This is a genomic window from Yersinia sp. 2541 StPb PI, assembly GCF_052217145.1.
Taxonomy (GTDB): domain Bacteria; phylum Pseudomonadota; class Gammaproteobacteria; order Enterobacterales; family Enterobacteriaceae; genus Yersinia; species Yersinia enterocolitica_E.
The window spans coordinates 1,166,724-1,189,715 of the sequence record NZ_JAZGQB010000001.1 but is presented as its reverse complement, the minus strand read 5'-3'; the positions used below and the strand labels follow the sequence as shown (position 1 = coordinate 1,189,715).

The window sequence follows — 22,992 nt, the reverse complement described above, 5'->3', positions numbered from 1 at the left end:
TTATATGAGCTTGGACACTCCCTCTGTGCCCCAGTTATCCGATCAACCGCTATCCGGTCAACAACGACGCTGCCATATGGTGCTGATGCTATTCATGCCTGCACACAAAGTACAACTGGACACCATCAGCCAATTCAATGGCGTCGGGCTAGCGACTACCCGGCAAGATATAACCGAGGTTGCTAATGAAATCCAGCGTTTCTACCATTTGCAGCTTAGCGCCGATAGTGACGATAGTTGTCTGATTCACGGTAGCCATCTTGATAAAAGGCTGTGCCTAATTCATTGGCTACGGCGTGGGTTACGCTATTGCCCGCATTTCGTTGAGAACCAGTTTGCTCCCCACCTGTATCAGGCTTTGTCATGGGATAACACGGTGCTATCGCAGCATCTGCCACAGATAATCAGCCAATGTGAACCCCATCTCAGTCGACAGTTAAATGAAAAAGACCGTCAGTTTTTACAACTGTATTTGGCTTATTGTGCTTGGGAAAATCGACAGCAGGTGTTGCCGGAATTATCACCCACTCAGCAACAGTGGTTAGAATGCAAACCCGCACTGGCGGCGGCTGACAGCTTGTTTGATTCATTTAATCCGTTATTAGGTCATGCGCTGAATAGAGTTGAACGGGATATGCTGATTCTGATGCTAACGATGATTAAAGCACACAGCTATCACAGCACTCAATCAGCGGAAGATGCCCGTCTAATCAACGCCATTCACCAATTGATCACGCATTTTCAGCAACTTTCGGGGATGACACTCAGTAGCAATGAAGCACTTATCAGCCAACTTTTTGCCCATCTCGCTCCCGCAATTGAGCGCTGTTATTTCAATATCGGGATTGATAATTCTTTGTTGGAAGAAGTTATCCAAAAATACCCGCGGCTGTTACGAACCACGCGACAGGCGCTGGCTACTTTTGAACAGGAATATCAGATTCAATTTTCTGTCGACGAAGTCGGTCTGATTGCCATTAGCTTTGGTGCCTGGCTGATGCAGGAAAATGCATTACAGGAAAAGCAGATTTTACTGCTGACGCGGAATAACCCAGAATTGGAAGAGCAAGTGGAACAGCAGGTACGTGAGTTAACCTTACTGCCATTACATATTAAATATTTGCCCCACGACGTTTATCTGCAATCGGGTGCCCCGCCCGGTACTACTGTGGTGCTCACACCGTATGCCGTACGGCAACCTGAATCAACGCCCCCGCTGATTCAGGTACTACTACCGCTCACTGAGCAACAAAACAAGCAGTTACGCAGTGTGTTGGAGCTGCCTTAACTGGCAGACTCTGGCTGACTCGGCACTACCCGAGGGCGAATAAACAGTGCCGGGATCACAATCAATGCCATAACCCAGAACACCCCTCCCTGATAATGCTCAAACAGGAAACCGGAGATCACCGTCATGACCGCAATTCCACCGCCCATCGCCAGTGCAGAATAAACTGACTGTAAACGGATCACATCCGGCCCACGTCGCGCGGCAATAAAACGCATGGCTGCCAAGTGGCAGACAGTAAACGAGCCACAATGTAAAATCTGAATCAAGATCAACCACGGCAATTCGGTGGTTGATGCCATTAAGCTCCAGCGCACTATCCCGGTGATCGCCGAAAGCAGTAATAAGCTGCGGGCAGTCCAGCGGCGAAATAGTACATTGCTAAATGCGAACACCAGAATCTCAGCGACCACGCCCAACGACCATAAATAACCAATGGTGGCGGCGGAATAACCAGCATCTTGCCAGTAAATAGAGCTAAAACTGTAATAACCGGCATGCGCACCTTGTAATAGGGTCACGCAGAGTAAAAAACGCCAGACCTGTGGCTCAGACAGTAATACTTTCCAGTGGGTGGCGACAACATTACGATGTTTAATCTCACCCTGCGGCATAATACTGGGTTTGAGGAACGCCCCGAGTAACATGGCGGCGATACCGAAAGTCAGGCTATAGAGAATAGCCGTGTGGCCCCAAACAGAGACCAGCTTACCGGTCAATGCCGAACCGATAACAAAAGCCAGTGACCCCCACAGCCGGACCTTGCCGTAATCCATGGTTATCTGTTTCTGCCAGGTGGCTGCCAACGCATCGGTCAGTGGCACTAGTGGGCCAAAAAACAGGTTAAAACCCGCAATAACCACCATCAACCAGGCCCAACCATTACCAAACCAAAAACCCACCGCAAAGGCCAATGTCAGTAGTGCCAAAATTCGGATTGCTGTCACCAGATGAGAAGGATCTTTGACGCTGGGGGCAATGATCAGACTGCCAAGGAAACGGGAGATTAAACCGGCACCCAGCAAGATACCAATGGTTTCCGGTGGAATGCCTTCCCCTTGTAACCAGATGCCCCAAAAAGGCAGGAAAATGCCATAAGAAAAAAAATAGGTGAAATAGCTGAGCGACAGCCAACGTGTTGATTGCAATACCATGAATCCCTCCAGGCTCAGCCCGATACTGTGACAGAGGCCTCTTCCGCTGGCAACGTTGTAATTATGCAAACATACAGTTTGAGATGAGCTTCACATTTAAATAGGGTAATTTACAAAGTAACAACAGATTGCGCGGCCGCTATCGCATCGTTACATTCACGCTACAGATATCAATATCAGATATAAAAAAACCCGCATTCGCGGGTTTTCATTACAGCTTAACGATATCCAGCAATATTATGCGTAAACCGGTAAGCGGGCGCAGATAGCCAGTACTTTCTGTTTCACGCGCTCAATGGTTGCTTCATCGTTGATGTTATCCAACACATCACACATCCAGCCAGCCAGTTCGCGAGATTCCGCTTCTTTGAAGCCACGGCGGGTAATCGCTGGGCTACCGATACGCACGCCTGAAGTCACAAACGGACTTCTTGGATCATTAGGTACGCTGTTTTTGTTCACGGTAATATTCGCACGGCCCAAAGCGGCATCGGCGTCTTTACCGGTGATATCTTTATCCACCAGATCCAACAGGAACAGGTGGTTCTCAGTACCACCAGAAACCACTTTATAGCCGCGCTCCTGGAACACTGACACCATCGCTTTGGCATTGTTAACTACTTGTTGCTGGTAAATTTTGAACTCAGGCTCCATGGCTTCTTTCAATGCTACCGCTTTACCGGCAATAACATGCATCAATGGGCCACCCTGGTTACCAGGGAAAACAGAAGAGTTCAGTTTCTTGTACAGATCTTCATCACCGCCTTTCGCCAAGATCAGACCGCCACGTGGGCCAGCCAATGTTTTGTGCGTGGTCGTGGTAACGACATGTGCATGTGGAACTGGGTTAGGATAAACGCCAGCAGCAACCAGACCTGCTACGTGAGCCATATCGACAAAGAACCATGCGTCGATGCTATCAGCGATTTCACGCATTTTTGCCCAATCAACGATACCGGAATAAGCGGAGAAGCCACCGATAATCATTTTTGGTTTATGAATTTCGGCCTGACGCGCCAGATCTTCATAATCAATCTGACCAGATTCATCGATACCGTAAGGTACGATATTGTACAGTTTACCGGAGAAGTTAACCGGTGAGCCGTGGGTCAGGTGGCCGCCATGGGCCAGGTTCATCCCCAATACAGTATCACCGGGTTGCAGCAATGCAGAGTAAACAGAGACGTTTGCCTGAGAACCGGAATGTGGCTGAACGTTAGCGTAATCGGCACCGAACAACGCCTTAGCACGGTCAATGGCCAGTTGCTCAACAACGTCAACATACTCACAGCCACCGTAGTAACGTTTGCCTGGATAACCTTCAGCATATTTATTCGTCAACTGAGAACCTTGCGCCTGCATAACACGCGGGCTGGTGTAGTTCTCAGAGGCAATCAGCTCAATGTGCTCTTCCTGGCGCACCACTTCTTGCTCCATTGCACGCCATAAATCTGCATCATAATCGGCAATGTTCATTTCACGCTTTAACATCCGGCTCTCCTGACTTAGCTAACAAGTTATACCTAGTGGGCTACCCGTTTGGGTTCTAGCCCACAGTGTAAACTGTTTCCCCCCCGGTAAGATAGGTCTTGACAGAGGTTTTTACGCAAACGATTGGCTTCAGACTGCGTAAGGCTTTGACCTGTTCAGACTTCATCCAGTGCAACGGAATTATCCTCATATTCATCATGTGATTTTTTCACATTCTGTGAGCTGACACGTCAAGGTAATCCCTTATAAGTGGAATCTGCATTTACAAATTAGGGTGCAATCTATAAGATGCATTTAAAATACATGTATTGATTTACACACTATAATACCCAAAGTAATTAGCGTGACAGCGAGGCTCGTAGATGGGCCGAGTAACAAAACCGCTGTGACGCCGAGTACCACGGGAATAAGGAGCACACCATGCTAGATAACCAAACCATCGCTACCGTTCAGTCCACCATTCCGTTACTTGCAGCCACCGGCCCCAAACTCACTGCACATTTTTATGATCGCATGTTTGAGCACAACCCTGAGCTGAAGCACATTTTCAATATGAGTAATCAGTTTAATGGCGATCAGCGTGAAGCTCTGTTTAATGCGATTTGCGCCTATGCAGCCAATATCGATAATTTGGCTGCACTACTGCCCGCTGTTGAGCGTATTGCTCAGAAACATACCAGCCTGAATATTCAACCTGAGCACTATGCCATTGTCGGCCATCATCTGATCAGCACTCTGGATGAGATGTTATCCCCCGGCCAAGAAGTGTTAGATGCCTGGGGTAAGGCCTATGGTGTGTTGGCAGATGTTTTTATTCAGCGAGAAAGTCAGATTTATCAGCAGGGAGAGGCCAGCACCGGTGGCTGGCGGACCTTACGCCGTTTTCGTATCATTAAAAAAGAGATGCAGAGTGAGGTGATTTGCAGCTTTGTGTTAGCGCCGGAAGACGGTGGCCGGGTATTGGATTTCAAACCGGGGCAATATCTGGGGATTTATATTGAAGATGAACAACTTGAATATCAGGAAATCCGCCAATACTCACTCACTGCGGCACCCAATGGCAAGACTTACCGTATTGCGGTGAAACGCGAAGAACAAGGCACAGTTTCTAACTATTTACACCAGCAACTGCACGAAGGAGATAGTGTACGTATCGCTCCCCCTCGTGGCGATTTCTTTCTCGATATCTCACCAGAAACGCCTGTTGCATTGATTTCTGCCGGTGTCGGCCAGACGCCAATGTTAAGTATGCTCAATACCCTTCATGATAACCAACATGCAGCGCCGATACATTGGCTACATGCCGCTGAAAATGGCCGGGTACACGCGTTTGCCGATGAAGTCGCGACCCTTGCACAGAATATGCCGAATCTTAGCCGCCACGTGTGGTACCGCGAACCCACCGCTCAGGACCGTGCCGGTGATGATTATCACAGCCAAGGGCTGATGGATCTCAGTTCACATCAGTGGCTGGCGGCCGATCCCAATAGACATTATTATTTCTGTGGCCCGCTGGCATTTATGCAATATGCTGGCAGCCAGTTATTGGCGCAAGGGGTAGCATCCGCGCATATACATTATGAATGTTTCGGCCCACATAAAGTCATCTAACTATTGAATTTATCATCGAGAGGCTGCTCAGCCTCTCCTCTATTTCTGTTCTAAAAAAACCATCTGGTTATTACGTTTAAATTTGGTAGAACGTGATACAGATCTCATATATCCTACCTTAATATTGCCACGATGAGACATTCGGATGAATGTCTAGCTATCCATACAACTAAAATTAATAGTGTGGCTACAATTATCCCCTTACTATTTATTACTCGGTAATAGATTTTATTGCTGAGTGAAATAAGGCTGAATTGACCTACCATGAGTAAGAAATTCATAAAAAAAGAAGGGTTGGCATTGGTATCCATGGCGCGCTATTTAATTGGTGAGCGCCCCGGTAATCGACTTAAAACCATCGATGAATTATCAGAAGATTTCGGTATCTCAGTCGGTGTAGTTCAGCACGCATTAAAAGTACTGGAAGCTGATGGGGCGATCATCGTTGAGCGTCGAGGCCGTAATGGTACCTTGCTTATTGACCTGAATATGCCGCAGTTACTGCAACAGGCTGATTTAGGCAATATGGTATGCGCCATGCCACTGCCCTATACCAAGCTTTATGAAGGCTTGGCCAGCGGCTTAAGAGAACAATTCACCCTACTTCCGCTCTATTTTGCCCATATGCGCGGGGCCGAAGTACGTATCGAATGCCTGATAGATGGTGTCTACGATATGGCCGTCGTGTCGCATCTGGCAGCGAAAAGTTATCTGAACGAAGGGAAAGTGTCACTGGCATTAAATCTGGGTAATGGCTCTTACGTGGACGGCCACCAGCTTATTTGCCGCCCTGGTGAGCAGCACAAAATTCGGCGGGTGGGATTGGACCCGCGCTCACCCGACCAATGTTTGCTGACTGACATTAAATTTGCTGGCCAACCCATTGAGCGGATTGAATTACCTTATAGTGACTGTATCGCACATATTAACCGTGGTGATATTGATGCTGCTATCTGGAATCTGGCCGAAGATATTCCTCATGAACACTTGCAGGCGATCAAATTACAAGGTGATGAGCGATATATTCAGGCTTCGCAGGCGGTGATCCTCATCCGGCCAGATAACCATCCGATCAAATTATTACTGGAAAAAGGCATCAATGAGGCATTGTTGCTTAACCATCAGCGGGCAGTACAAAATGGCGAGATAGAGCCTCGCTATTAATATTATTTGCCTGGCTGCAAACTAAGCCATTTTCAGGAGGTCAACTCTTTGGAAATTTGTATTGATGCGCGTCTTAATATTCTGTGTCAATCAGGGGTTATCGATACCGACATTGGTCAAGGTTTAGACCAAGTTATCAACCGCTTAGAGAATTTTTGGCAACTACCGGTTAGGGGTGAGCAGGGCATGATGGCCATTACCCATATGGCGAATGCATTAATGCGCACCCGCCGGGGCGAAGAGATCCATGCCCTGGATCCGGCGATATTAGCGGAAATTACCCAAAGTGAAGAAATTTACTATATCCGTGAGATCAATCAGGATTTATTGGCCTATTTTTCACTAAAACCGACAGAAAACGAAATAGGATATTTACTCGCGAACCTTTACGGTCTATACCTTTCTAGTGACATACCTCCGCTGCGCTGAAATGAGCTTCGCGGATGTGTCGTTAAACAAACAACATCAGGGTCTTTTTTCACTAAATATTCAAAATAATAATAATTTAGCAAAATAATTCTGCCTCGGGCGCCCTTAGGACATCAAATGTTTTTAAAAACCCTTTTAAAACAAAATACTAAATTAATCGATGCCGCTATCTCATATTGGCAACAGGGGGAAATTTATCCAGACAGCTATGTTATTGACGTCGAACAAACTGAGGCCAATGCCCGTCTACTGGTTGAAACCGCCAGTCGGTACCAGATAAAACTGTATCTGATGAGTAAACAGTTTGGGCGTAACCCTGAACTATGCCGCCGTCTGCTGGCATGTGGTTTTCAGGGAATGGTCGCGGTTGATTTTAAGGAGGCGCGGCAACTATACCGCCATGCTATTCCTGTCGCTCATGTAGGTCATTTAGTACAGCCGCCCTCAGCAATGGTCGAGGAGATAGTGCGCCAGCGGCCAGAGGTCATTACTGTTTTCTCGTTGGAGAAGGCACTGGAGATCTCTCAAGCCGCGTACCGCCAACATACTATCCAACCGCTGATGCTGAAAGTATCTCAGCCCGGAGACGTACTGTATGCCGGGCAGGAAGCCGGTTTCGCCTTAGAAAATTTACCCGTAACTATTGCTGCCATCAATGAAATGCCAGCCGTGCGCCTGGTCGGGATAACACACTTCCCTTGCATGCTGTATGACCCCCACTCGCGCCAGACCTTGCCGACCGCTAATATGCATACCTTGCTGGCGGCCCGCGATATCCTGTTGGCACAAGGCGTTAACATTCAACAGATCAATGCTCCGTCAGCCACCAGTTGCACTACCCTGCCCCAATTGGCTCAATTAGGCGTGACACACAGTGAACCCGGGCATGCCCTCACCGGCACTATCCCCGCCAATCAGCATGCTGACCAACCAGAACAGATTTCTATGCTTTATCTGTCTGAAATCTCACACCATGTAGCTGATAGCAGCTATTTTTTTGGCGGCGGTTATTATCGCCGTGGCCATTTGCAAAACGCATTAATTTGGCATGACAATCAGTTCAGCCAACGCGCGGTATCTCCGATTGAAGATAGCAGTATCGATTACTGCCTGCGTTTGGCCGGTAAATTCCCAATTGGTAGCCCAATTATCATGAGTTTCCGCACTCAGATATTTGTTACCCGCAGTGACGTGGTATTGATGGATGGAATTCAGAGCGGAAAACCCCGGCTACTGGGCTGTTACGACAGTCAGGGTAATCAACTCAGGTAAAACAAGAAGCCAATGCTTTAGCCCTGGTAATAGGTTCTAATGATGGTCTTATTGAATGATATGGCCGATAAACAATATTGTTACTGTACTGATTGATAAAACTGCCGATATATTAGTTGTCGATATCGTAAGCACTACTAATGAAATTACGCATTCAGTAATAAAAAACTGCCGATATCTGGATGAAATTTCGCCCCTATACAAACCCTCTTCGGAGCCTACCCGATGATCAATCCTAACGGATACACCTACGCACACGAGCATCTCCACATTGATTTGTCTGGATTTAAAAATAATCTGGACTGTCGCCTCGATCAATATCAGCCGATTTGTGACGAAATGCGTGAACTGGTGAGTAAAGGGGTACTGAACATCATCGAAGTGACCAACCGATACATGGGCCGTAACCCTCAGTTTTTATTGAATCTGATGCGTGACAGTGGCATAAATATCATCGCATCAACCGGTTACTACACTGACAGTTTTTACCCGCCGAGGGTGCGTGAAAGTAGCGCACAGCAATTGGCACAAACCATGATTGATGAGATCGAGACAGGTATTGATGGCACGGCACTAAAAGCGGGCGTCATTGCCGAGATAGGGACCAGCGAAGGGGTTATTACCCCTGATGAGGAGAAAGTGTTTCATGCTGCAGCATTGACTCATCATGCAACTGGCCTGCCCATCTCAACCCATACCAGTTTCAGTACCATGGGATTGCAGCAAATTGCACTACTCAAACAACATGGTGTAGCGCTCGATCGCGTCGTTATCGGCCATTGTGACCTGAAAGAGCAAACTGATCTTATTGTGCAAATGATCGAGATGGGCGTGTATGTCCAATTCGACACCATAGGTAAAAATAGTTATTTCCCGGACCAACGCAGGGTCGCGATGTTAGTGGCGTTGGCTGAACGCGGGTTGCTGGACAGAGTCATGTTGTCGATGGATATCACCCGTCGCTCACATTTAAAAGCGAATGGCGGTAGCGGGTTTAGTTACTTAGTTGATTCGTTTGTTCCCATGTTACTGGCCGCAGGGATTTCCCACGCTCAGGTGGAAATGATGTTGCGCCACAATCCTAATAAATTTTTCGCCACGCAAGGAAAGTGATTATGAAGAAGATTGGCATTGCCGGGCTGCAACGAGAGTTAATACGCGAAATGATTGAGCAGACGGCACCTAATACCTTTGAGACATTTATTCTCTCGGACATGGATGCGGCTATCAAAGTGAAAGAAGGTCAATTGGACTATTATATCGGTGCCTGTAACACTGGTGCTGGAGCGGCATTATCAATGGCTATCGCGATTATTGGTTATAACAAAAGTGCCACTATCGCCAAGCCTGGAATCAAGGCGAAACCTGAGCAAATAGAGAAGTGGGTGACTGAGGGCAAAGTGGCATTTGGCTTATCCGTCGAACATATTGAACATGCAATCCCACTACTGATTACACAGTTGCGCTAAAGGGGACACCACCGTGGATTATATTCATATTGTTGTGGTTGCTCTGCTGACAGGGATGACCGCGCTGCTTTCTCACCGTTCCGTTGCCGTGTTTCATGACGGTATCCGCCCTATTTTGCCACAGTTGGTTGAAGGGAATATGAGCCGCCGTGAAGCGGGGAGTATTGCTTTTGGTCTGAGTGTGGGTTTTATCGCCTCAGTCGGTATCTCATTTACCCTCTCGACCGGCTTACTTAACTCCTGGTTACTGTTTTTGCCAACTGACATCATTGGTGTGCTGGCAATCAATAGCTATCTGGCATTTGCTCTGGGTGCTGCGTGGGGTATTTTGGCCCTTACCAGCTTACCGGCAGTTAATACTGCGCTCACCTCATTACCAGTGAATTTTATCGGTTCTCTGGGGGAGTTGAGTAGCCCAGTGATATCCGCCTTTGCCCTATTCCCGTTGGTGGCTATTTTCTACCAATTTGGCTGGAAGACTGCGGTTATTTCCGCCTTTATCGTGCTGCTGACCCGTCTGCTGATTACCCGTTTCACCGGGCTATTCCCTGAATCAATTGAAATTTTTGTCGGTATGATTCTGCTTATCGGCATTGCCATTGCCCAAGACTTACGGGCAAAAACCCACCTGGGAGGTGGTGGCGGACACTCGGTATTTGAAGAGCGAACCCAGCGAATTATTAAGAACTTGCCGATGCTGGCGGTAGTGGGTGGATTAATTTCAGCCGTCGCCAGTATGAAGATTTTTGGTGGTAGCGAAGTATCAATTTATACACTGGCAAAAGCTTACGCGCCGGGTATCACGCCGGAAGAGTCATTGGCATTAATCCATCAGGCATCACTGGCTGAGTTTATGCGTGGCCTCGGATTTGTGCCGCTGATTGCTACTACGGCACTGGCGACCGGTGTTTATGCCGTTGCAGGTTTCACTTTCGTGTTTGTGGTCGGTTATCTGGTTCCAAACCCCTTACTGGCAGGGATAATCGGCGCGGTGGTGATATCACTGGAAGTGCTAATGCTGCGTTCCATCGGAAAATGGTTAGGCCGCTTCCCATCAGTACGTAATGCGTCTGATAATATCCGTAACGCCATGAACTTGCTGATGGAATACGCGCTGTTAATCGGGGCAATTTTTGCGTCGATCAAGATGGCCGGTTATACCGGTTTCACTATCACTACCGCCTTATATTTCCTGAATGAAGCTATTGGTCGCCCGGTGATGAAGATTGCCGCACCAGTGGTGGCGGTGATTCTTGCCGGTATCGTGTTGAACCTGTTCTACTGGCTGGGGTTATTTGTTCCAGCATAAATCCTTGGTACTTGAAGTTGCAGGAGTGTTCGCTTGCGGCCTACCTGCAACGTCAATTACTTCGAATTTAGGTGTAAAAAAGCCCGCTTGTGGAAACGGGCTTATTATCATGTCAATAGGTGGGGAAATGTGCCGAATGGGTCGTAGCAGCGTGCCCATCGGTGCAGTCTCTCCACCAGTCGCCAAATTTAAATCGCTTCTTCGTCTTGCTCACCGGTGCGGATACGCACCACACGAGAGACATCAAATACAAAGATTTTGCCGTCGCCAATTTTACCTGTCTGGGCCGTTTGCATAATCGCTTCAACGCAGGTATCGACAATATCATCAGCAACCACAATTTCTATTTTTACTTTTGGCAGGAAATCCACCATATACTCAGCGCCACGGTATAGTTCGGTATGCCCTTTCTGGCGACCAAAACCTTTTACTTCTGTCACTGTCATCCCGGTGATACCAACTTCAGCCAGTGCCTCACGGACATCATCCAGTTTGAATGGCTTAATAATCGCGTCAATTTTTTTCATGGTGAATCCCTGTTTTACCAATTCTTGCGGCCAAAGCCTGATGTAATCGGATAGCGTCTATCTTTACCAAAATTGCGGGCAGTAATACGTGGCCCGACAGCCGACTGACGCCGCTTATATTCATTGATATCTACCAGGCGAATGACCTTACGCACGATAGTTTCATCAAAACCGTCTGCGACCAAATCAGCCACCGACTTATCCTGCTCGACGTACCCTTCGAGAATAGCGTCCAAAATATCATAAGGTGGCAGACTGTCCTCATCTTTCTGATCAGGAGCCAGCTCAGCAGACGGTGGACGAGTAATCACCCGCTGTGGAATCACATAAGAGACGGTATTACGGTATTCCGACAGTTTAAACACCAAGGTCTTTGGCACATCTTTCAATACATCAAAACCACCGGCCATATCACCGTACAGCGTGGCATAGCCCACCGCCATTTCACTTTTGTTACCGGTAGTTAATACAATACTGCGACGCTTGTTAGACAAGGCCATCAATACAACACCGCGGCAGCGTGCCTGTAGATTCTCTTCCGTGGTATCGCGCCCTGTTCCGGCAAACATCGGTGCCAGTTGGCCCATAAAAGCATCAAACATCGGCTCGATGGACAGCACATCAAATTCAATACCGAGAATTTCAGCTTCTTCTTTAGCATCCGCAATACTGATATCGGCGGTGTAGCGGAACGGCATCATCAATGCCTGGACTTTATCTTTGCCCAGCGCATCAACTGCAATCGCCAGTGTCAGCGCCGAGTCAATCCCACCGGACAAGCCCAGTACCGCGCCATTAAACCCATTTTTGGTCACGTAATCACGCACCGCCAACACCAGCGCTTCATACACTTGCGCTAATGGCGGTAACTCTGCGACAGGGGCCGTCATAGGGACCACATTGCACTCATTCAATTGCAATAAGGTAGTCTGTTCCGCAAAAGCCGCCAAACGATGCGTCATATTACCCGCCGCATCGAATACCTTGGAGCAACCATCAAAAATCAGCTCATCCTGCCCACCAATCTGGTTGAGATAGACCAATGGCAACCCGGTACGCTGGCAATGTGCTGCCATCAGAGTTTTACGAATATACGGTTTTTCACGGTTATATGGCGAGGCATTGATCGACAATATCACCTCTGCACCGGCAGCTTTAGCGGCATCTACCGGGCCATCGAACCATAAATCTTCACAGATAAGCAGCCCCAACCGGTAGCCATTCAGTTCCACGACACAGCTTTCATGACCGGCAGAGAAATAACGTTTTTCGTCGAACACACCGTAGTTAGGCAATTGTTGTTTAAAATAGCGCCCTAGCAATTTACCATCAGCAAACAGGGACAATGCGTTATACAAGTTGCCCTCTTCGCGCCACGGATGCCCCACCAGTATCGCCGTATGCTGCGTTGCCGCCTGCAAACGATCCAGTTGCGCTTCACAACGTTGATAAAAATCATCACGATACAGCAGATCTTCTGGCGGGTAACCGGACAAAGCCAGCTCGGAGAACATAACCAGTGAGGCACCCGCCTTCTGCTGCTCATTTAAGGTTTGCAACATACGTTCAGTGTTGCCTTCAATATCGCCAACCAGCCAATTCAACTGGGCTAACGCAATGGAAAGTGATCTGCTCATTTGTATTTAAACTCTATTTCAGCTTTATCAGGGAATAACTATTGCCACGCATTCACAATAATTATTCTTTAAAATCATTGGCATCCAGCTCATGGCGCGACAATAACTTGTAAAACTCGGTACGGTTACGCCCCGCCATCCGGGCCGCCTGGGTCACATTACCGGTGGTGATTTGTAGCAGCTTACGCAAATAATTCAATTCGAACTGATTACGAGCTTCAACAAAGGTTGGTAATGCCGTGTTTTCCCCTTCCAGTGCCTGCTCAATCAATGCTTCACTAATGACCGGAGCTGAGGTGAGTGCCACACATTGTTCAATCACGTTGACCAATTGACGCACGTTACCCGGCCAACTGGCGGTCATTAACCGCTTCATAGCATCAGTTGAGAAACTGCGGACAAAGGGCTTATGCCGCTTAGCTGATTCACGTAATAGATGATTAGCCAGCAGCGGGATATCTTCTGAGCGCTCATGCAGTGCCGGGATCTTCAGATTCACCACATTCAAACGATAGTAGAGATCTTCGCGGAATTCATTTTTTGCCATGGCTTTAGGCAAATCACGGTGGGTGGCTGAAATGACCCGCACATCGATACTTAAATCACGGTTACTGCCCAGCGGACGCACTTTGCGTTCTTGCAGCACTCGCAGTAATTTAACCTGTAAAGACAGTGGCATATCGCCAATTTCGTCTAAAAACAGCGTGCCGCCTTCTGCGGCTTGAAATAGCCCTTCACGGCTACTGACCGCACCGGTAAACGCGCCTTTAGCATGACCAAACAGTTCTGACTCCAACAACTGTTCCGGCAATGCACCACAGTTAATGGCGATAAAGGCTTTTTTCGCCCGAGGGCTGGCAGCATGGATAGCTTGCGCCAGAACCTCTTTACCGGTTCCACTTTGCCCGATAATCAGCACACTGACGTCAGATTGCGCCACCATTTTGGCCTGCTCCAGCAGGCGCAACATAACCGGGCTGCGGGTCACTATCTCTTCACGCCAGGTATCATCACCGGCAGGAATAGAAAGCTCTAAAGCTGCATCAATGGCTTTATACAAAGCATCGCGATCAACCGGTTTGGTCAGAAAACTGAACACCCCTTGCTGGGTGGCAGCCACCGCATCAGGGATAGAGCCGTGGGCGGTCAGGATAATCACTGGCATACCTGGCTGATGTTTCTGAATTTCGACGAACAGCGCCATGCCATCCATTTCATCCATACGCAAATCACTGATAACCAAGTCTATCTTTTCACGCATTAACAAACGCAATGCTTCCTGGCCGCTTTCAGCCGTGGTGACATTAAACCCTTCGCTGGTTAAACGCATCCCCAGTAACTTAAGTAAGCTGGGGTCGTCATCAACCAGCAGTAGATTGGCCGGTTTGCGTGGCGTCATGAGATTCCTTATTGGTGGCAGGTGGTACATCCGTTGGTGGTACCACTGGCGGAGTATAAGTATCAGCCGGTTTTTCTACCGATTGTGGGGCCGCTTTAGTATCAGCTTGAGGCGCTGTCGGCTTGGTTTCTGCCGGTTTGGTTTCAACCGGTTTAGCTTCAGTCGGTTTGGCTTCAACCGGTTTAGCTTCGGTCGGTTTGGCTTCAACCGGTTTAGCTTCAGTCGGTTTGGCTTCAACCGGTTTAGCTTCAGTCGGTTTGGCTTCAACCGGTTTAGCTGGCTCAACTTTGGGCTGTGGTTTAGCTTCTAGCGGTTTCGGCACGATGGCTGGTTTGCTATCCACATCCGTTTCTGGAATTTCATTCTGCAACTGCTTGCGTGATGAAAGCTGCCGTTCGATATCAGTCAGGTTTTCCAGCTTACGGGTAGTATCCAGTAAGTTATATTGCAACCGGACCTGGCTTTCTCGCAGGCGATCAATCTGGGTGTCCGATTCGTCCTGTAAGCGCTGGTAGCGAATGCGCTCTTCTGCCAGAGAGATGCGCAGCACCTGTTGCTCACGCCATAGCTGAATCAGTGGGCGCACAGCGCCAGGGACGCTTTGGCTATAACTGTTCAAACGCTCAACCACTTGACGACGTTCCGCCATTGAAGGCTCGGCACTGCTGACTAAAATGCCCTGCTTGAAGGCCGAAGGCCATGCCACTACCGGCAATGACTTCGCTAATGCTCGCGCTTGAGTAGACCCCATACGCTCTGCACAGTCCATTGCCCGTAGCCAGTACAGGGAGTTTTCCAGTGTCTCTTTATCATCAAGATCCCACAGCACATCGCAGGATAAGGTCCGATAATCAACGATTTTCGTTTCCGGTATGACCAACTGCACTGCTTGTGAAAAACGGCTACTGGCGGGATTATCAGTACATCCGGTAAGTAAGAGTGGGGCCAGCAACAATGCTCGCCAAAAAATACCCGTACCAGATTTGCCCGCGGGCATAGCTGCCGCAGTTGATGTCGGACATGATAAAAAGACGGTCTTTTTAATAATGCTGCTCATAGACCATTTGTACATTATTCATTCATTCTCGGCGGTTAATGGCAATTCAACACGAAAGCAAACCGCAGCGTAATCAACAGCTACCAGTTGCAAGTCGCCCTGCATACGTCTGATGCAGTCCTGAGCAATACTCAGCCCCAATCCACTACCTTTGACGGCCCCTTTTCGCTGATGGCTTCCCTGATAAAAAGGCTCAAATATCATGGTTTCTTCAGAACGCGGGATCGGCGCCCCGGTATTGGCAATATCAATTTGTACGCGGTTATCTACCCGACGGCTGCGAATCCAAATGGTACCGGATTCCTCGCCATAGTGCACCGCATTGGAGTAGAGATTATCCAATACCCGCATTAATAATGTCGGATCTGCCCAACAAATGTCCGCTTGCAGATCCGTCTCAGTATGTAGAGTCTTGGCCCGTGCGGGTAAACTATGGGCTGAGATAACATCCTCAACCATTTCCGCCAGTTCAACATTCTCATGTTCACCGGGGCCGTCTGCCAGTTTACGGTTATAGTCTAATAATTGCTCAATCAATAATTGCAAATGACGACTGCTGTTATCAAGGATTGCCACAACTTCTTTTTGATCTTGCGTCAATGGCCCGGCAACCTCATCCGCTAACAATTCGGTCCCTTCGCGCATACTGGCGAGTGGTGTTTTCAATTCATGAGAGATATGGCGCAAAAACTCGTGGCGCTGTGACTCTAACCACGCTAAGCGCTCGCTGAGCCAAATAATACGCTGTGCCAGTGAGCGTAACTCGCGTGGCCCTTTAAATAGCGCCGTATTACCTAATGGTCGCCCTTCACCTAAGCGATTAATCATCCGCTCAATGCCTTTAACCGGCCCGATTATCATCCGGGTGAATAACACCACTAACAGCACACTGACCAAAAACAGCAACAGGGATTGCCAACCAAAGAATTGCCCACGTTCGGCAATATCTTTTTGTAATTGCTGACCGCGGGAGAAAATCACATCGCGCGTTGCCTGTACCATTTCGGCATTGGAGCGGGAGAACTGCTCTAATAGCGTTGACGCATTTTGTTCCGGGCCACTATTTTTACATTTAATATCAGAAAGTTGTGTCAGTAAACTGCTCAGAGTCTGATAGTAACGGGCATCTGGCAGGATAGAGGCGTGCGCATCAAGCATTTGAGCGTACTGTTTACGTTGGTGCTGATATAACTTTGCCAGTGTTGCATCATCTAATACACAGTACTGGCGATAACTACGCTCCATTTCGAGCGCCACACTGGTCATCGCCTCACTGCGCCGCGCATCTGCCAGCGTAGTACGATTAATGTCGGCCGCCTGCGTGCTTAGATGGTCAAGGCTTTGATAAGCCTGATATGCAAGCACCAATAAAGGTAACAGCACCAACAGAAATGCCATGAGCACCAATTGACGTAAAGAACGGGGGAATAAACGCCATCTTTTCAACGAAATCATCTCATTACCTATCATTCTGTGGTGATGCTAACTGACTGCGTGAGGATTACAATGCTTGTGCCCCAATTACCCGTCATATTTTAAGTTGCAGGTGTGTTGATTGCACTCAATAACCCGAATCACTGACTGATGTCAGCTCATTGGGATTAATGAGCCTCATCCTTGAGGCTCACCCTGCGGGCTAGCAGAAATGCTGTTCAAATCGGTTCCCGACCGATTTGTATCTCGTTTGCCGCCTGCCCACAACTTGAAGTCTATTGGGTATGTACCAGGAACAATGTCTCTTGATTGAGATAAAAAAAAAGCACCTGGCTTTGAGCTAAGTGCTTTTAATTAATGCGGCTTGTCCATTATCGTCAGAATCATCATCAGACCTGCTTTTATTGTTATTTGCAGTAAAAACGGCGAGCGTAGCTTATCTTTGACCATAATATACCCTAAATAATTCGAGTTGCGGGAAGGCGGCCAGCGCACATGCAGCTTGAAGTATGGCGGGTATAGATGTGACAACGGGGCAAAAAATTGCCCCGTCGCAGAATATGTGGATGCCCTTAAGCATCGTCTCCAGTTTGATGAAGCCGAAGCAATCATCGGGAGGATGAGACGAATAGCATCCAAACATGTCCAAAATTGATGAACCATTCATCACAGCAGGACATAGGCGGTACCTCACTCAACGTGTCGTCCGATGTTTGATAAAGTGAATTCACACGATATCGGTTTGGTGGACGATAGGTACCAGTCTTAGGCATCATTCGATGGTTTATGAAGCGCATATTCCGCTTAACTGCGGGACTATCATAATAAGTTGAATGAGCAACTGTAAGTAATAATGCAGCTTGCGTGCCAAGTTTATTAAAAATAAATTAAGATTATGATTTAAAAGAAAAATAAACTTATTGAGCCGATTATTATCCACGTAATGCCCGCCAACTTGCATCAATTACTGCTGTTTTGTCGCCAATCCCCGACAGCAATCCCCTTATTAAATAAAAATGATATAAATCAAATATTTATATGTCTCCTATTTGAGACAGGTTGCAGGGCTATTGTCGCAATTTACCGACAAAACAATAAAGACATTTAAAATCAGTAAGTTAAAAAATATAGTGGCATTTAATTATCCGTGCATCTTTTGACCGCCCGTTACTCTTCCCTTTGGAGGCATGCTGTTTAAATCATTATTACTTTATAAATTATGAGGTTTGATAACTCACAAATATGAGTAACGTTGATTACTTGACTCAGGTACCGACAAGAAATTGCCAAAATGCAGCAAAAGAAAACACAGACAGCGACACTTATTGATAATCGCTCTAAAAATATGACCTTGTTTTTAGTGAACTTGCCACCTGGGAACTATCGATTAGTCGTTACAGGATTGGCAACCGACCACCAGATTTCTAGCAAAACCTTTCATATGACATTAGCGAATCAGACCACGGGGTATGACTCAATTTATTAAAGATAAATGAATATATCTTAAGCCCTTATCAGCATGCGTAAAAAAGGGGCATCAACTGATGCCCCTGTTATCACAATCAAAGCCGATTCACTTAACCTAATTGCTTACGCGCATTACGGAACATACGCATCCACGGGCTATCTTCGCCCCACTCTTCTGGATGCCAGGAGTTACTGACGGTGCGGAAGACCCGCTCTGGGTGCGGCATCATTACTGTTGCCCGCCCATTGGCGCTAGTCACCGCAGTAATCCCGTGAGCTGAGCCATTCGGGTTAGCCGGATAAACCTCGGTCACCTCACCCTGATTATTCACAAAGCGCAATGCCACCAGATTGTTCTGCTCAAGCTGCGCCAGATGGGCCGCATCACGCACTTCAACCCGCCCTTCACCGTGAGAAACAGCAATTGGCAGGCGAGATCCGGCCATCTCTTGCATAAACAGTGATGGACTATTGGCCACTTCAACCAAACTGAAGCGTGCTTCAAAGCGATCAGACAGGTTGCGGACAAAGCGTGGCCAATGTTCAGCCCCTGGAATAAGTTCACGCAGATTAGACATCATCTGACAACCGTTGCAGACCCCCAAGGCCAATGTTTCTGGGCGATGGAAGAAGGCTTCAAACTCATCACGAACCCGGTTGTTAAACAGAATAGATTTCGCCCAACCTTCACCCGCCCCCAGCACATCACCGTAAGAGAAACCACCACAGGCCACTAAGGTCTGGAATGATTGCAAATCAGTTCGGCCGGCCAGCAGGTCACTCATATGTACATCGATTGCATCAAACCCGGCACGATGGAAGGCGGCAGCCATTTCTACGTGGGAGTTAACCCCCTGCTCACGCAATACGGCCACTTTTGGCCGAACCTGCTTGATGATATAAGGTGCGGCAATATCTTCTGCGGGATCAAAGGTCAGTTGGACATTCAGGCCCGGATCAGTTTCAACCTGTTTAGCTTGATGCTCTTGATCAGCACAATCAGGGTTATCGCGCAGCCGCTGCATTTGCCAGGTAGTTTCTGCCCACCACAAGCGCAGAGTACTGCGTTTCTCGCGGTATACCACCTCAGTGCCACTGCGAATATCGAAGCTATCCCCCTCAACAGCACGGCCCAGATAGTGAACACAGTTTGCCAGACCGTGGTCTGCCAGAATTTTTTCCACCTCAGCACGCTGTTCAGCACGTACCTGAATCACTGCTCCCAGCTCTTCATTAAACAGCGCCGCCAGCGCGTCATCACCCAAGGTGTGAATATCAACCTGCACCCCACAGTGACCGGCAAAGGCCATTTCAGCCAGTGTCACCAGTAAGCCGCCGTCAGAGCGATCGTGATAGGCCAGTAATGCCTGAGAGGCCACTAAGCACTGCATCGCATTAAAGAAACCTGCCAGTTGCTGTACATCGCGCACATCAGCAGGTTTATCACCTAACTGACGGTAGACTTGCGTCAGGGCGGTTGCACCCAGGGCATTGTGGCCAGCACCTAAATCAATCAGTAACAGCGCGTTATCGCCTTTATCAGTGCGTAACTGTGGTGTCACCGTATGGCGAACATCTTCGATACGGGCGAAAGCAGTAATGACCAGAGAGAGCGGTGAGGTCATTTCGCGCTGCTCATCACCTTCCTGCCAGCGGGTTTTCATCGACATGGAGTCTTTGCCCACCGGGATGGTAATCTCCAGCGCAGGACATAGCTCTTCGCCCACCGCACGCACCGCCTCGTACAAACCGGCATCTTCACCCGGATGACCGGCTGCTGACATCCAGTTAGCTGACAGTTTAATGCGCTTTAGCTCACCAATCTGAGTGGCCGCGATATTGGTCAGTGCTTCGCCTACCGCCAGACGGGCTGAGGCGGCAAAGTCTAGCAATGCCACTGGCGCACGTTCACCCAATGACATCGCTTCACCATAGTAGCTGTCCAGACTGGCACTGGTAACCGCACAGTCGGCCACCGGAATCTGCCACGGGCCAACCATTTGATCACGTGTCACCATGCCGGTCACACTACGGTCACCGATGGTAATCAAGAAGGTTTTCTCTGCCACTGCCGGTAAATGCATCACCCGTTTGACCGCATCAGCGATGCTTATCTCAGCACGTTGCAATGCATCACCCTGTGCCTGAAGGCGGGTGACATCACGCAGCATCTTCGGCGTTTTACCCAGCAAGACATCCAAAGGCATGTCAATTGGTTGATTATCGAAGTGGCGGTCATTCAGTGTCAGATGTTTTTCTTCAGTGGCTTCACCTATAACGGCATAGGGCGCACGTTCACGGCGACAAATTTCATCAAACTGAGCCATCTGCGCGGGGGCAACAGCCAGAACATAACGCTCCTGAGACTCGTTACACCACACTTCCAGCGGGCTCATGCCCGGCTCATCATTGAGGATGTCACGCAGCTCAAAACGGCCGCCACGACCACCATCACTGACCAGTTCTGGCATGGCATTAGACAGCCCACCCGCACCGACGTCATGAATAAATAGAATCGGGTTGTGGTCACCTAACTGCCAGCAACGGTCAATCACTTCCTGACAGCGGCGTTCCATTTCCGGGTTATCACGTTGTACCGAAGCAAAATCCAGATCCGCATCTGACTGACCCGATGCCATGGAAGAGGCCGCGCCGCCACCCAGACCGATATTCATCGACGGGCCGCCGAGCACCACCAGCTTGGCACCGACTGTTATCTCGCCTTTTTGTACATGGTCGGCCCGAATATTACCGATGCCACCGGCCAGCATGATCGGCTTGTGGTAGCCACGTAACTCAGTGCCGTTATGACTGTTGACGCGCTCTTCATAAGTACGGAAGTAGCCCAGCAGCGCCGGACGGCCAAATTCGTTGTTAAAGGCCGCGCCGCCCAGTGGACCTTCGGTCATGATATCCAGCGCAGTCACAATCCGATCCGGCTTACCGAAATTCTCTTCCCACGGTTGTTCAAAACCGGGAATACGCAGGTTAGAAACAGAGAAACCCACCAAACCGGCTTTAGGTTTAGCACCACGCCCGGTAGCACCTTCATCACGGATTTCGCCACCAGACCCGGTAGCAGCACCCGGCCAGGGTGAAATTGCCGTCGGATGGTTATGAGTTTCTACTTTCATCAGGATATGCGCCGCTTCCTGATGGTAATCATAAACGCCATTATCAGGTGCAGCAAAGAAGCGCCCGACCTGAGAACCTTCCATCACCGCCGCATTGTCTTTATAGGCTGACAACACGTAATCCGGCGTGTGTTCAAAGGTATTTTTGATCATTTTAAACAGTGTCTTAGGCTGAGAAACACCGTCAATTATCCAATCTGCATTAAAGATTTTATGCCGACAATGCTCAGAGTTTGCCTGAGCAAACATATACAGCTCAATATCCGTCGGGTTACGCCCCAGACCGGTAAAGGCGGCCAGCAAATAGTCAATTTCATCTGGAGCAAGAGCCAGGCCCAGCTTAATATTAGCCAGCTCCAGTGCACTGCGGCCCTGCGCTAAGATATCCACCCGTTGTACTGGGGCAGGTTGATGATGAGAGAATAACTGCTCTGCTTGCTGCAAATCGGTGAATACCGTTTCCATCATGCGGTCATGCAGCAGCGCCGACAATTGCTGCCATTGGCTTTCATTCAGGTCTGGGCCTTGAATATAGAAAGCCAGGCCACGTTCCAGACGCAGAACCTGTGGCAACGCACAGTTGTGCGCAATATCCGTCGCTTTGGAAGACCACGGAGAAATGGTCCCCGGCCTTGGCGTAACCAGTAACAAACGCCCTTCTGGCGCATGTTCAGGGAGAGAGGGTCCATACTTAAGCAGCCGTTGGAGCCTGGCGTGTTCATCAGCACTTAACGGAGCGCTAACATCGGCAAAGTGAACATATTCGGCGTAGATATCACTCACCAAAAGGTGAGCATCCAGGCAACGGGACAGCAGTTTGGTAATACGAAAAGCCGACAAAGCGGGCGAACCACGCAGTATTTCCATAATCTAAGTTTCTCTCTCTTCGAAGCGACTGGAACAGCACTTCATTGGGCGCAGCATTTATTGGCGCAAAACAGGGGAAAACGCGGGCATTATAGTGAATCTACGCCTCCGACGAAACCGTTTGCGTAGCTATTATTAATAATTGAGTCAGAAATTGTCGTTATCTAGAGAACACCAATACTGAATAAATAAGCTCGCAATAAAGTTGCACACTGACGATTTGTTGCGCAAAATGCCACTCCACTGGGGTTTTAACCATGTCGATTCTTACTTCACAACACAC

At 48.5% G+C, this 22,992-nt stretch carries 15 protein-coding genes and 1 pseudogene; 8 read left to right on the top strand and 8 right to left on the bottom strand.

What is annotated here, in order from left to right:
• The first annotated feature begins 4 nt into the window (after positions 1-4).
• Positions 5-1,288 carry a stationary phase inducible protein CsiE gene (gene csiE / locus V1953_RS05265; protein ID WP_083163167.1) on the top strand — a complete coding sequence of 428 codons (1,284 nt, stop codon included), beginning with the start codon at positions 5-7 and terminating at the stop codon, positions 1,286-1,288.
• Here the strand turns inward: csiE and V1953_RS05260 are convergent.
• Both V1953_RS05260 and glyA read right to left on the bottom strand, forming a co-directional pair.
• Complete coding sequence (locus tag V1953_RS05260) at positions 1,285-2,442, bottom strand: 3-phenylpropionate MFS transporter (protein WP_442850729.1); 1,158 nt, start codon at positions 2,440-2,442, stop codon at positions 1,285-1,287. The genes csiE and V1953_RS05260 overlap by 4 nt on opposite strands.
• 237 nt (positions 2,443-2,679) lie before the next feature.
• A complete protein-coding gene (glyA, locus tag V1953_RS05255; RefSeq protein ID WP_372559680.1) occupies positions 2,680-3,933 on the bottom strand; it encodes a serine hydroxymethyltransferase in 1,254 nt (417 codons plus the stop codon).
• A 411-nt stretch (positions 3,934-4,344) separates the two neighbouring features.
• Between glyA and hmpA the strand changes: the two are divergent.
• The 7 genes and pseudogenes from hmpA to V1953_RS05220 all read left to right on the top strand — a co-directional run.
• Positions 4,345-5,544, top strand: a pseudogene (hmpA, locus tag V1953_RS05250) (NO-inducible flavohemoprotein); the annotation flags it as partial.
• A 264-nt stretch (positions 5,545-5,808) separates the two neighbouring features.
• Positions 5,809-6,708 (top strand): GntR family transcriptional regulator YhfZ, encoded by a 900-nt coding sequence (gene yhfZ / locus V1953_RS05245; RefSeq protein ID WP_442850728.1) that lies wholly within the window; start codon positions 5,809-5,811, stop codon positions 6,706-6,708.
• A gap of 48 nt (positions 6,709-6,756) precedes the next feature.
• Complete coding sequence (locus V1953_RS05240) at positions 6,757-7,137, top strand: PRD domain-containing protein (protein ID WP_083163157.1); 381 nt, start codon at positions 6,757-6,759, stop codon at positions 7,135-7,137.
• 117 nt (positions 7,138-7,254) lie between these two features.
• A complete protein-coding gene (locus tag V1953_RS05235) occupies positions 7,255-8,409 on the top strand; it encodes a YhfX family PLP-dependent enzyme (RefSeq protein WP_083163156.1) in 1,155 nt (384 codons plus the stop codon).
• 225 nt (positions 8,410-8,634) lie between these two features.
• Positions 8,635-9,522: a phosphotriesterase-related protein gene (locus tag V1953_RS05230; protein ID WP_442850727.1), complete on the top strand. Its 888-nt coding sequence runs from the start codon at positions 8,635-8,637 to the stop codon at positions 9,520-9,522.
• Between the two features lie 2 nt (positions 9,523-9,524).
• A complete protein-coding gene (locus V1953_RS05225; protein WP_083163154.1) occupies positions 9,525-9,878 on the top strand; it encodes a DUF2620 domain-containing protein in 354 nt (117 codons plus the stop codon).
• Between the two features lie 13 nt (positions 9,879-9,891).
• On the top strand, positions 9,892-11,187 hold the full coding sequence (locus tag V1953_RS05220) for a YhfT family protein (RefSeq protein WP_083163153.1): 1,296 nt from the start codon (positions 9,892-9,894) through the stop codon (positions 11,185-11,187).
• A gap of 188 nt (positions 11,188-11,375) precedes the next feature.
• On the opposite strand, the gene glnB is transcribed toward V1953_RS05220, so the two are convergent.
• The 6 genes from glnB to purL form a co-directional block, all read right to left on the bottom strand.
• The gene (gene glnB, locus V1953_RS05215) at positions 11,376-11,714 is read right to left on the bottom strand and encodes a nitrogen regulatory protein P-II (protein WP_002231018.1); all 339 of its coding nucleotides are present in this window, start codon (positions 11,712-11,714) and stop codon (positions 11,376-11,378) included.
• A gap of 14 nt (positions 11,715-11,728) precedes the next feature.
• Complete coding sequence (locus V1953_RS05210; RefSeq protein WP_083163152.1) at positions 11,729-13,351, bottom strand: NAD+ synthase; 1,623 nt, start codon at positions 13,349-13,351, stop codon at positions 11,729-11,731.
• 61 nt (positions 13,352-13,412) lie between these two features.
• Positions 13,413-14,750, bottom strand: coding sequence for a two-component system response regulator GlrR (glrR, locus tag V1953_RS05205; RefSeq protein ID WP_442850726.1), 1,338 nt, complete (start codon positions 14,748-14,750; stop codon positions 13,413-13,415).
• Complete coding sequence (gene qseG / locus V1953_RS05200; protein ID WP_083164130.1) at positions 14,713-15,747, bottom strand: two-component system QseEF-associated lipoprotein QseG; 1,035 nt, start codon at positions 15,745-15,747, stop codon at positions 14,713-14,715. Before qseG ends, glrR begins: the two co-directional genes overlap by 38 nt.
• A 78-nt stretch (positions 15,748-15,825) precedes the next feature.
• The gene (locus V1953_RS05195; protein ID WP_193784797.1) at positions 15,826-17,262 is read right to left on the bottom strand and encodes a sensor histidine kinase; all 1,437 of its coding nucleotides are present in this window, start codon (positions 17,260-17,262) and stop codon (positions 15,826-15,828) included.
• 1,556 nt (positions 17,263-18,818) lie between these two features.
• A complete protein-coding gene (gene purL / locus V1953_RS05190; protein ID WP_442820595.1) occupies positions 18,819-22,709 on the bottom strand; it encodes a phosphoribosylformylglycinamidine synthase in 3,891 nt (1,296 codons plus the stop codon).
• Positions 22,710-22,992 lie beyond the last annotated feature (283 nt).

What these genes read in the sequence shown, in the direction of transcription:
- csiE (WP_083163167.1), top strand. Translation starts at nt 5, where the DNA reads ATGAGCTTGGACACTCCCTCTGTGCCCCAGTTATCCGATCAACCGCTA.
- V1953_RS05260 (WP_442850729.1), bottom strand. Translation starts at nt 2,442, where the DNA reads ATGGTATTGCAATCAACACGTTGGCTGTCGCTCAGCTATTTCACCTAT.
- glyA (WP_372559680.1), bottom strand. Translation starts at nt 3,933, where the DNA reads ATGTTAAAGCGTGAAATGAACATTGCCGATTATGATGCAGATTTATGG.
- yhfZ (WP_442850728.1), top strand. Translation starts at nt 5,809, where the DNA reads ATGAGTAAGAAATTCATAAAAAAAGAAGGGTTGGCATTGGTATCCATG.
- V1953_RS05235 (WP_083163156.1), top strand. Translation starts at nt 7,255, where the DNA reads ATGTTTTTAAAAACCCTTTTAAAACAAAATACTAAATTAATCGATGCC.
- V1953_RS05230 (WP_442850727.1), top strand. Translation starts at nt 8,635, where the DNA reads ATGATCAATCCTAACGGATACACCTACGCACACGAGCATCTCCACATT.
- V1953_RS05225 (WP_083163154.1), top strand. Translation starts at nt 9,525, where the DNA reads ATGAAGAAGATTGGCATTGCCGGGCTGCAACGAGAGTTAATACGCGAA.
- glnB (WP_002231018.1), bottom strand. Translation starts at nt 11,714, where the DNA reads ATGAAAAAAATTGACGCGATTATTAAGCCATTCAAACTGGATGATGTC.
- V1953_RS05210 (WP_083163152.1), bottom strand. Translation starts at nt 13,351, where the DNA reads ATGAGCAGATCACTTTCCATTGCGTTAGCCCAGTTGAATTGGCTGGTT.
- glrR (WP_442850726.1), bottom strand. Translation starts at nt 14,750, where the DNA reads ATGACGCCACGCAAACCGGCCAATCTACTGCTGGTTGATGACGACCCC.
- qseG (WP_083164130.1), bottom strand. Translation starts at nt 15,747, where the DNA reads ATGCCCGCGGGCAAATCTGGTACGGGTATTTTTTGGCGAGCATTGTTG.
- V1953_RS05195 (WP_193784797.1), bottom strand. Translation starts at nt 17,262, where the DNA reads ATGATTTCGTTGAAAAGATGGCGTTTATTCCCCCGTTCTTTACGTCAA.
- purL (WP_442820595.1), bottom strand. Translation starts at nt 22,709, where the DNA reads ATGGAAATACTGCGTGGTTCGCCCGCTTTGTCGGCTTTTCGTATTACC.